The 10736-nt window shown below is 31.8% G+C and carries 10 protein-coding genes and 1 pseudogene; 4 read left to right on the top strand and 7 right to left on the bottom strand.

From position 1 onward, the window contains the following. Nucleotides 1-163 precede the first annotated feature (163 nt). Nucleotides 164-1450 carry a glycosyl hydrolase family 18 protein gene (locus ABEY15_RS02435; protein ID WP_429888207.1) on the top strand — a complete coding sequence of 429 codons (1287 nt, stop codon included), beginning with the start codon at nt 164-166 and terminating at the stop codon, nt 1448-1450. Nucleotides 1451-1505: 55 nt separating this feature from the next. On the opposite strand, the gene tlp is transcribed toward ABEY15_RS02435, so the two are convergent. From tlp to ABEY15_RS02405, 6 genes are all read right to left on the bottom strand, one after another. Further along, nucleotides 1506-1739: a small acid-soluble spore protein Tlp gene (gene tlp / locus ABEY15_RS02430; RefSeq protein WP_429888205.1), complete on the bottom strand. Its 234-nt coding sequence runs from the start codon at nt 1737-1739 to the stop codon at nt 1506-1508. A gap of 44 nt (nt 1740-1783) precedes the next feature. Beyond that, entirely contained in the window at nt 1784-1924 is a 141-nt protein-coding gene (locus ABEY15_RS02425) for an acid-soluble spore protein N (protein ID WP_069032371.1), read from the bottom strand. 144 nt (nt 1925-2068) lie between these two features. Further along, nucleotides 2069-2206 carry an FbpB family small basic protein gene (locus ABEY15_RS02420; RefSeq protein ID WP_082459651.1) on the bottom strand — a complete coding sequence of 46 codons (138 nt, stop codon included), beginning with the start codon at nt 2204-2206 and terminating at the stop codon, nt 2069-2071. A gap of 72 nt (nt 2207-2278) precedes the next feature. Beyond that, nucleotides 2279-2830, bottom strand: coding sequence for a TlpA family protein disulfide reductase (locus tag ABEY15_RS02415; protein ID WP_429888203.1), 552 nt, complete (start codon nt 2828-2830; stop codon nt 2279-2281). 413 nt (nt 2831-3243) lie between these two features. After that, nucleotides 3244-5970: an aconitate hydratase AcnA gene (gene acnA / locus ABEY15_RS02410; protein WP_429888201.1), complete on the bottom strand. Its 2727-nt coding sequence runs from the start codon at nt 5968-5970 to the stop codon at nt 3244-3246. Nucleotides 5971-7122: 1152 nt separating this feature from the next. After that, nucleotides 7123-8226, bottom strand: coding sequence for a GerAB/ArcD/ProY family transporter (locus ABEY15_RS02405; protein WP_429888199.1), 1104 nt, complete (start codon nt 8224-8226; stop codon nt 7123-7125). A 386-nt stretch (nt 8227-8612) separates the two neighbouring features. Here ABEY15_RS02405 and ABEY15_RS02400 point away from each other — a divergent pair, with 386 nt between their 5' ends. From ABEY15_RS02400 to ABEY15_RS02390, 3 genes and pseudogenes are all read left to right on the top strand, one after another. Further along, nucleotides 8613-8783 carry a hypothetical protein gene (locus tag ABEY15_RS02400; protein ID WP_429888197.1) on the top strand — a complete coding sequence of 57 codons (171 nt, stop codon included), beginning with the start codon at nt 8613-8615 and terminating at the stop codon, nt 8781-8783. A gap of 93 nt (nt 8784-8876) precedes the next feature. Beyond that, nucleotides 8877-8983: pseudogene (locus tag ABEY15_RS02395) on the top strand (Arm DNA-binding domain-containing protein); the annotation flags it as partial. After that, a complete protein-coding gene (locus tag ABEY15_RS02390; protein ID WP_429888195.1) occupies nt 8979-9227 on the top strand; it encodes a hypothetical protein in 249 nt (82 codons plus the stop codon). The pseudogene ABEY15_RS02395 and the gene ABEY15_RS02390, both read left to right, overlap by 5 nt. Nucleotides 9228-9258: 31 nt before the next feature. On the opposite strand, the gene ABEY15_RS02385 is transcribed toward ABEY15_RS02390, so the two are convergent. After that, on the bottom strand, nt 9259-10299 hold the full coding sequence (locus ABEY15_RS02385; protein ID WP_429888193.1) for an acyltransferase family protein: 1041 nt from the start codon (nt 10297-10299) through the stop codon (nt 9259-9261). Between the last annotated feature and the right edge of the window lie 437 nt (nt 10300-10736).

Below are 10736 nucleotides of genomic sequence, written 5' to 3'. Positions count from 1 at the left end.
AAGAAAGCGAGCGTTTGTCAGCAGTCTGAAACCTAGCTTTGGCTAGGTTTTTTATTATCAAAATCAATTTCAATTTGCTTTTCCACCTATCCTCTTCTAATCCAAACTCTTTGGCATATATTTAATAGAGACGAATATCTACGTTTAATGGAAGGAGATAAACTTGATGCAAATTCATGTTGTAAAAAGTGGAGAAACAGTAATGAGTATTGCAGATTTTTATGGAGTTGAACGCCAAGCACTCATTAATTCTAATGCTCTTGTAGCTCCTTATAAAATAATTAAAGGTCAATCGCTTGTTGTACCGACTACTGGAAACGAATATTTTGTTCAACCCGGTGATAATTTATATGATTTAGCTTTAACCTATGGTGTAACTTCAAGTCAAATCGCAACTTTAAGTGGAATTAGTCCATATGCTTCATTAAATGTCGGTCAAAAGCTACATCTTCCACCACGGAAAAAAAGAAATATCGAATCAATTGGCTATTTACAACCTACTTCAAACCCAATAAAACCAGCTCTTGAAGAATCGGCTCGAACAGAAAGTAAGTTTTTAACCTATTTAGCACATTTTAGCTTTGATGCAAAAAGAGATGGTACACTATCAGAACCGCCACTTGGAAACATTCCTCAAATCGCAAAGGATAATCGCTGTATTTATATGATGGTTGTCTCTAATCTTGAAAATGGACAGTTTTCAACATCACTAGCAACCGATATATTACAAAGTCCAGCAGTTCAAGATAAACTGATAAATACAATTATTAGTACTGCTAATAAATACGGATTTAGAGAAGTAAATATAGACTTTGAAGATGTTGCTTCAACTGATCGTGTAGCTTATATTAATTTTTTAAATAAAGTAAAATCAAGGCTACCTCAAGGATTCATATTGAGTGCTACTTTAATCCCAAAAACAAGTTCAAACCAAAAAGGTAGATTTTACGAAGCTCATGATTACGCTAACATAGGTAAAGTTGTCGACTTTGTTGTAATCATGACATATGATTGGGGCTGGCAAGGCGGTCCTCCTATGGCCGTTTCACCGATCGATCAAGTTCGTAAAGTAATCAACTATGCAAAGACCGTCATTCCTGTACCAAAAATTGTAATGGGTCAAAATCTATATGGATTTGACTGGAAGGTTCCATTTAAACAAGGTACGATGGCTAAAGCATTAAGTGCTGAAGCTGCGACAAATTTAGCAATTCAAATGACAAACGAAATCCTTTTTGATAACAAAGCTAAAGCACCTCATTTCCGATATACAGAATCAAATGGTCAAAAACATGAAGTTTGGTTCGAAGATGCTAGATCAATTCAAGCCAAGTTTAACTTAATAAAAGAAGAGAATATACGAGGGATATCGTATTGGAAATTAGGATTACCATTTATTCAAAATTGGGAGCTTCTTGAAGCTAATTTTAATATAGTTAAAAGAGCATAAAGGAAAAGCTAGGTATTTACGAGGATAACTCTAAATACCTAGCTTATTTTTTTAATCAGTCATTTGTATTATTAAATGCTTGCTCGTCTCTTAGTTCACTTTCTAATGCTGTTATAGCTTCCTCGCGACGTTGATTTTTATCTATTGCATTTTGACGATCTTGTTCATTTCCAAATTTCATTGAAGCCTCTGCTTCTTTCATGTTTTCCTTCGTATTGTTTATATTCTCTTGAATTTTTCTTGCATTATCACTACGATCATCTGGCTTCGGTGTATTTGTATATTCCATCAAAAATCACTCCAATTCAAAATTTGTTTTTGTGTTTTGGTTATTTACCCGTTATCTACGATAGGTTGTTTACCAGTAGGATCTTTATATTGCATTTGTTTACCTTTATTCCCACCAGCTGCTTTGTTTTGAGTACCCACATGATTTGGTACAAAATCTTTAGGATGTTTTTTTGGATTTCCCATTTTATCGCCCCCTAGCGATAGTATGAGTTATGTTGCTGTAAATATGTAAAAGGAAATTAAAAAATGACCAATTTTGACAACAAAAAAAGAAGGAAATAATTCCTTCTCTTGTATAAACAAAATTCGATTTTCAAAATGACTAAATTACTCCGCTTTAGCTTTTCTTTCTAAACGTTCTTCTAGTCGATCATATATTTTATTCAAAGCTTCTTCATCATTTAATAGAGAATTTTTATTTTCAAGAATCAATTCTTGAAACGATTTATGTCTTTTCTTTCTCAAAACAATCACCTCTTCTTTTTATGTTAGTATTGCCAAAAAAAAGAGTTTTCTTACATTTTAGTAAATTTTTTCTTATTTTAAAAATGCATTTAATTGTTTTTCAGTTAATGGTCCAATTTGTTTAAAAACTACTTCTCCATTCGGATTAATAAAGTATGTAGTTGGTATTGAAATCACACCATATTTACGAAAATCATCACCGTTTTCATCAATTAAAATTCGATAATTCATACTATTTTTATTAACAAAGTTCTTAATAAAATTTAAATCCTTTTTCTCGCCAATATAATCCGCAACACCGATCATTTCAATATCCTTATGCTCTTTATGGAATTTCTCTAATACTGGTATCTCGTCTTGACAAGGAGGGCACCAAGTAGCCCAGAAGTTTAAGATTACTTTCTTACCTTTGAATGAAGACAAATTAACCTTCTTTTCATCCAAAGTCATCAATTGGATATCGGGTGCCTGCTGTCCAACTTGAACACCTAATTTTTGAATTGAAGCAATATAAGCATCATTATTGTTACTGACTTTTTTCTCTTCTTCTTTTTTCTCATATAATTGAAAAATTGAATATCCTAACGCTACTAATAGTATCAGCAAAGGAATTACTTTTTTCATACAAATCACCCTTTTAATGAACTATCTCTATTTAACCATAATAAATACAAAAGTGGAACAAGCTCACATATGTTCTTAGACAATATCTCTTTGGATTTTCTTTTACATACTATTTTCCATTCAAATTATCTTAATATAAATCCACTTTTTTATATTTTTAACAGGAATGCCCTATTAATTCGTAATTTTTTTATCCATTTCGTACATTTTGGTGTATGGCTGATCGTTTCTGTCTAATTGATTACTGATATTCGGATTTTAATTGTGACTTTTGATTTTTATTTCCTATTTCTGTTTTTTATTTGTGATGCCTTCAATTTATTTTTGCGATTCAACAGTTTTAATCGCAACACCATTTCCCCAAAATAAATCAAAAAAACACGGTCTAATAAAGACCGTGCTTTCTATACAAATTAATGAGTTACTTTAGAATTATTTAATTTATCACGTAATACCATTTGTAAGATACCACCATGACGGTAGTAGTCGATTTCAACTTCGCTGTCGAAACGAGCAACTACATCAAACTCTACAGTTGTGCCATCTTCTTTTGTTACATTTACTTTAACAAGATCACGTGGTTTAACATTTTCATCTACATTAACAGCAAATACTTCTTTACCTGTTAATCCAAATGTTTCAGCATTTTCGCCATCTTTAAATTGAAGTGGTAAAACACCCATTAATACTAAGTTACTTCTGTGAATACGTTCGAAGCTTTCAGCAAGAACAGTTTTGATACCTAAAAGGTTTGTTCCTTTAGCAGCCCAGTCACGAGAACTTCCCATACCGTAGTCATTTCCAGCTAAGATCATTAATCCAGTACCATCTTCTTTATAACGCATTGCTGCATCATAAATTGACATAACTTCGCCAGTTGGCCAGTAAGTAGTGTATCCACCTTCTGTACCTGGAGCGATTTGGTTACGGATACGGATATTAGCAAATGTACCACGCATCATTACATCGTGGTTACCACGACGAGAACCGTATGAGTTAAAGTCTACAGGTTTAACACCTTTACTTTGTAGGTAAAGTCCTGCAGGAGTTGTTTTACCAATTGAACCAGCTGGTGAGATGTGGTCAGTTGTTACTGAATCACCGAATTTACCAACGATTTTTAAACCAGCTAATGGTTTAACTACGCCTGGCTCTTTTGATAATCCTTCAAAGAATGGAGGATTTGCGATATAAGTTGATTCGCTATCCCATTTATATAAAGAATCATCAGTTGTTTGAATTTCGTTCCAACGTTTGTTATCTTCAAATACTCTTTCATATTCTTTTTTGAATAATTCAGGAGTAACTGTAGATGCAACTACTTCTTGAACTTCTGCAGATGTTGGCCAAATATCTTTTAAGAATACATCGTTTCCATCTTTATCTTGACCGATTGGCTCAACTGAGAAGTCGATATTTACATTACCTGCTAACGCGTAAGCAACTACTAATGGTGGTGATGCTAAGTAATTACCTTTAACTTGAGGGTGAATACGTCCTTCGAAGTTACGGTTACCAGAAAGTACAGAAGTTACTAACATATCATTTTCAGCAATAGCTGTTTCCATTTCAGGTGCTAATGGACCAGAGTTACCGATACATGTAGTACATCCATAACCAACAATGTTAAATCCTAATTGATTTAAGAAAGGAATTAATCCAGCTTCTTGTAAATATCCACTAACAACTTTAGATCCTGGAGCTAATGAAGTTTTTACATAAGCAGGTACTGTTAAACCTTTTTCAACAGCTTTTTTAGCTACTAAACCAGCACCTAACATAACGTACGGGTTTGAAGTATTTGTACAACTTGTGATTGCTGCGATTGCTACTGCACCTGTTTTAAAAGTTGTTTCAGTACCGTTTTCAAATTTAACGTTTACTTCTTTATTTATTGCTTCATCAGTTAAACCGAATCCTGCATTACCCATTGGAGCAGAAACTGCTGCTTGGAATGCTTTTTTCATTTCAGATAATGGAATTAAATCTTGTGGACGTTTTGGACCAGAAAGATTTGATTCAATTTCTGAAAGATTGATTTCTACTAAATCAGTAAATGTAGGATCTTCTAAGTCAGCTGTATAGAATAAATCATTAGCTTTGCAATAAGCTTCAACTAATTGAATTTGCTCTTCAGAACGACCTGTTAAACGTAAGTAGTTAAGTGCTTCAGCATCAACTGGGAAGAATCCACATGTTGCACCGTATTCAGGAGCCATGTTTGCAATTGTAGCACGGTCTGCTAAAGGCATGCTTTGTAAACCTGGTCCAAAGAACTCAACAAATTTATTTACTACACCTTTTTTACGTAAAACTTCAGTAACTTTTAACGCAACATCAGTTGCAGTTGTTCCACTTGGTAAAGCACCGATTAATTTAACACCGATAACTTCTGGAACTGGGAAATATGATGGTTGACCAAGCATACCTGCTTCAGCTTCAATACCACCTACACCCCAACCTAATACACCAATACCATTAATCATAGTAGTATGTGAGTCAGTACCCACTAATGTATCAGGGAATGCAACAACTTCACCATCTTCATTTGCAATTGCATGTACTACATTTGCTAAGTATTCTAAGTTAACTTGGTGTACGATACCAGTTGCTGGTGGAACTGCACGATAGTTATTAAATGCTTTTTGAGCCCAGCTTAAGAATTGGTAACGCTCTTCGTTACGAGAAAATTCTAAATCCATATTGAAATCTAATGCATCCACTGAACCAGCTTTATCAACCATTACAGAGTGGTCAATTACTAGATCTACTGGAATTTCTGGATTAATTACTTCAGGGTCTCCACCCATATCAGCCATAGCCTTACGTAATGAAGCTAAGTCAACTACAGCTGGAACACCTGTGAAGTCTTGTAAAATAACACGAGAAGGTTTAAACGGAACATCTACATCTTGTAGCTCGCTTGTTCCCCATTTTGCTAAATTTTCAACATGATCTTTTGTAATTACTCTTCCATCTACTTGACGAAGAACTGATTCTAGTAACACTTTAATCGAATAAGGTAATTTACCGATTTTAGCTACTCCAGCTTCCTCAATTGCTTTTAAGCGATAATAATGATAAGTTTTATCGTTCGCAGTAAATGTCGAACGAGATTGGAAAACGTCATTTTTCCCCATGTTTTCTTCCCCCTATTAAGCAAAAAATGTCTGAATATATTTTATATCCAAACTTTTCAATACCTTACAATAATATATTATTACAATGTATATCATAAGTAAATAACAAGTAACTTATCATTTGTAATAAGTATTCCTTATGACCCTATAAATCAAATAGTTCATTTAATAATATTTTGCTCAATTATATCATTGTTTATTTCAATATAATTAATTTAAATTTTTATAAGTTCGTGAACGAAATGTGAACAAAATGTGATTTTTGTTGGTGTGAGGCTGTAAAGTGTGTGAACCCCAAAAAAGACTCCTAAATTTTTCTAGGAGTCTTTTTTGTCGAGGTAACAATTGAATGATCTTATTCCCCCTCTCCTACATACACATCACAAACTACATCATTTTTCCAAGCTATTTCTTCTAATTTCTTTTTTCTTGATTCGCAAGTAGTGAAAAACATGAATACGTTCTTCTTTTTATTTTTGCTCTCATATAACTTATTTAACTCTTCATAACCTAATCCACAAAAACTGGCATAAATGTTCAGAATATTAAGGGGGTTCTTTATGTTGGGTTTGTTTATAATTTTCGTTTTATTATTCGTACCTTTAAATCTCTGGTGAATGAATGGAGCAATTAGTTTTTTATCTTAAAATTTATATTAACTAGAAGTTCTTAGGTATTGTATTAATAAGTTTTTTTCAAGTATTCATCAATTTGAACTAGGTTTTTCCAGTCATTGCTTTTTTAATTGTATTAATGATTTATGTCCAAATCGAAAAAACACGAGGTCTATCCAAATTGATTACTACCAGTTCACTATTTTTCCTACTAAAAATAAGACTCTGTTAAATTCAAATATTGATTTTGAGCAAAAGAAAAAGACCACAAAAATGTGGTCTCACGCTGATGAAAAACACCCCTGTCAATAAATTTTCGTAAAAGGAGTAGAGTGATGTTGATTTCCANNCTTCCCGCTTATCCCATAGGAGTCGAGCATCCTTTCGTTCCAATCAACTTATCCAACAAAAAATGTCTGCAATAAATCCTAATCAAATAACCTTTACTTAGAGTAACTTAACTGTTGTATAAATGCGCTTCCAAATGTTAAACGGCGTCTAGCATTTGGCATGCAATTCAAAATCCAGGGATTTTCTTTTATAAGGATGGGTATTTTAGTTTCCTTTTCATTAGCACTATTATTATTAAACAAATTGGGATTATAATTTGAAGAGGAATTTGTAGTAAAAAGGGGACAACATCCCTTGCTTGATTACGTAATGCAACATAATTCGTTGTCATCCACATTGAACAAACCAACATTATAACGGAAATAGGATAAACTAATTGCTTACTTTCCTTAATGCCAAATAAATCTGCTGCTCCTGATACCGCACAATAGAAATAGATAGTAATCTTCACGAAATAATTACATACGGAAATCACTATAATAAAGGTATCCAATCTTTGAATAAAGTCAGCAATACTAATAAAACTAACAGCTGTAAGAAGTGGATATATGGTTCTTTCTATTTCAGAAATACCCAATATGGAAGTATTTAACATTGAAAACAAAGTCAATATAAGCCCAGAAAATAGTAATGATGTTACTCCTACTTGTACTACTTTCTTTTGTTTATTTAAATATGGCAAAATCATAGTAAATGTAAATATCTCTCCAAAAGGATTTGCAACTAATATCGGGGTTGCCTTTAACACAGGTTTCCATCCACTTTCTATTACAGGTCTTAAATTATTAATTTTGATTAAACCAGAAATAATTTCTAATCCAATAATTATAAACATAAGAAACATTATAAATAAAAAAATAAATTCATTCGAACGTGCAAATGTTTCAATTCCTTTATAACTTGCATATATGACTATAATCATCATTAATATTCCAATTGAAATACGTGATGAAGCATTGTAAAGAGTAATCACCATTAACTCCTCAAAATTACGCAAAACTCGTGCACCTATATAAATAAAATATAATATATAGATTAGAGCTAACAGTTTTCCAATATATTTACCTAAAATATATTGTATATATTTGGTAAATGGTACATCAGGAAAAAATGAATATAACTTTATATATACAAGAAATATTAGACACCCCACAGTAAGTCCTAATAATAAACTCATCCATGCATCTTGCTTGGCTAAAGAATATATTTCAATTGGTGGCGATGTACCATTAATAAACATAAAAATCATACATAATAATTGAAAACCGCTTACATTCAATTTACGATTCATTATAGTACCTTCATTTAATACTTACTTCCTCTATTTTCTTTTTTTAAACATGTTTATTTTTATCCATTTAGAATGTAAATTATGATTTATATAACAAAAATACACTGTATTGATAATGGATACAGAAATATTAATGTACAAAGAAAAATAATGATATGTACCTTATTAAGATACGGAGCGTTATTATCTATAAATTAGGCATATTTGCGTTCATGTCACCAAAAATGAATTATCTACATCAGTAGGCTGACTTGTATTTTAGTTTTTCTTTTACGATTAATTAATCTTAAGCAATTTTAACGACAGCAACCTCATATACTTTTTGAGTCTTGCCTGATTAGTTGCTATTATTATTAACATCTTAGAACCAATTGTAGACATTGCAATTGAAGCTAAAGGATCCACTTGTTAATTCTTGTGAGAATATCCCATCAATGAAAAGTGATAATGTGTGGTTAGCTGCAGTTGCAGTATCCGTTACTGAAGTAGCAGTAACAGCACTAAAATTAGGAATGGGATGTACAATGTTTTACATTTTATGCGCAGAAGCGTTTTAATCAATTAGCCAATCGTTACCATATTTTGAGTTTCGGATAACTTTGATTAGATAACTATAATGTTTATGAGGTAATGAAAAAACGTAGCGATTTTGGAGATTTTCCGTTGATTTAGGTAGAGATCCTATAACAGGAAAACGAAGACAAAAAACTATAGTGGGTTTAAAACTAAAAAAGAAGCACAAGTTGCATGTAATGAGTAAATCAAGTTCCCCTTTAGCAAAAGCGAAAGTACAAAAGAAAGAAAAGAAAATACCTGATTCTTGGTCTATCGATCAATGTATTACTTTTTTAAATTTCCTAGAAAAACAAGAATTTACGGAAGAAACCAATTTCAGTTACGAAATCAACAATTTCACAAAATGGAAGAGGGTTAATTATAATTTCTCCAAAAACCCCCACTTCCATACTGAACAGGGCTTTTTTATTGAAATTGTTGTTTAAAGTTCGTACTTATTTTTTCTTTAGGGTTTTATTATGATGCCTTTAGTTGACTAATGGTATTTTCTGTAATGACTAGTTTTCCCTTCCCGTTTAGTAATCTGTTTAAAATTGGGATTTTATTAATGAAAACCGATAGTGAGATTGAAATTATTAATCCAAATGCAAAGTATAATGTCCAATGTATAGTTCCTTTAACAAAAAGAATATCGATAAATTTCAAGGTAGCAATTGCAAATCCACCATGGAAAATTAAAATGATTAATGATTCTCTACCTAGAAAGGTAAAAAACTTTGTCGGAAATTTCATTTTAGACAATAATTTAGCAATCGAAAGTGTTGCTACGCTTCCGGAAATGCCAGCTGTATAAAATACAAAAAGGTTATCATAAATCCTGTAGTTCATATCGGCATTGTTAAAATACGTAGCAATTCCGAATATTATGAGAGATAAAATTGATACAATACCAAATGGTTTTAGTTTATTTAATAATTGATAATACTTAAATTTATTCCCAAAGTGCATGAATAAAAGAGCGACCAAAGCGATATCTAATCCCCACGGTAAAAATACAAAACGACTTATCGCATAGCCAACATACCCTAAAATTAAGTAAATACCTATTTGTATGTATATTCTAAATCCGCCAATGATTTTTTGAGAGTAACAATAGAGTAATTGAACGCAAAATAAACAAACTAAAAACCATATAGGTGCATTATATCCTAACCATCCATTAACTCCATTTCCATAAAAAATGCCAACAAGAGGTTTATACCATAAAAATTCAAATTTTAAAGGGTTTACTGCGTTTAAAATTAACCAGTAAAAATAAGATAAGATCCCTGCTGTAAAGTACGGTACTAGTAAAGCATAAAATTTGTTGATCCATAATATCCGCGTATCATTTAAGTACCTCTGACTACTAAAAAGATAACCTGATACAAAAAAAAACAACGGCATTCTAAAGTCTCTTAATATGTTATTTAACCAGATTGGAATAGCCGTATGTCCCATTACTACCAAAAATATAGTTACCCCCCTTGCGATGTCTATTTCGATAAATCGTTTCATCCGTATCCTCCTGAAATGCTTCAAGCACAAATAATAAGTTTTTTGTCCATTAATCATATTATTGGAGGATGTGAATTTTTACAATCTTATTTTTTTCAGCTCCATTCGTTAAAGACTCACTTTTTCGTAATGTATCAGCTATATGTAAAGTAATGCCAATATTATTTGGTTAGCCGTATTATTAAAACAAACCCTGTACAACACTGATACAGGGTTTGAACAAGTTTTATTTTTACACTTTGAAATTTTGAATGTTACTTTACTAAATTTAGTAATGAGATTTTATCTTTTCTTAGTCAAATAATTTTGCCCAAGTTTTTGGGCAAATCCCGGTCAATTCGAGAAATACAAACATAAAAAAACACCAATTGTAAGATGAACAATAAACAATATAATAATGACGCTCACATTATTTACCATTGAATTTTTAGGGTATT

Source organism: Gottfriedia acidiceleris (genome assembly GCF_050457485.1).
Taxonomy (GTDB): domain Bacteria; phylum Bacillota; class Bacilli; order Bacillales; family Bacillaceae_G; genus Gottfriedia; species Gottfriedia acidiceleris_D.
This window is presented reverse-complemented; position numbering and strand designations above follow the sequence as displayed.

What these genes read in the sequence shown, in the direction of transcription:
- ABEY15_RS02415 (WP_429888203.1), bottom strand. Translation starts at nt 2,830, where the DNA reads ATGAAAAAAGTAATTCCTTTGCTGATACTATTAGTAGCGTTAGGATAT.
- ABEY15_RS02425 (WP_069032371.1), bottom strand. Translation starts at nt 1,924, where the DNA reads ATGGGAAATCCAAAAAAACATCCTAAAGATTTTGTACCAAATCATGTG.
- tlp (WP_429888205.1), bottom strand. Translation starts at nt 1,739, where the DNA reads ATGGAATATACAAATACACCGAAGCCAGATGATCGTAGTGATAATGCA.
- ABEY15_RS02385 (WP_429888193.1), bottom strand. Translation starts at nt 10,299, where the DNA reads ATGAAACGATTTATCGAAATAGACATCGCAAGGGGGGTAACTATATTT.
- ABEY15_RS02405 (WP_429888199.1), bottom strand. Translation starts at nt 8,226, where the DNA reads ATGAATCGTAAATTGAATGTAAGCGGTTTTCAATTATTATGTATGATT.
- acnA (WP_429888201.1), bottom strand. Translation starts at nt 5,970, where the DNA reads ATGGGGAAAAATGACGTTTTCCAATCTCGTTCGACATTTACTGCGAAC.
- ABEY15_RS02390 (WP_429888195.1), top strand. Translation starts at nt 8,979, where the DNA reads ATGAGTAAATCAAGTTCCCCTTTAGCAAAAGCGAAAGTACAAAAGAAA.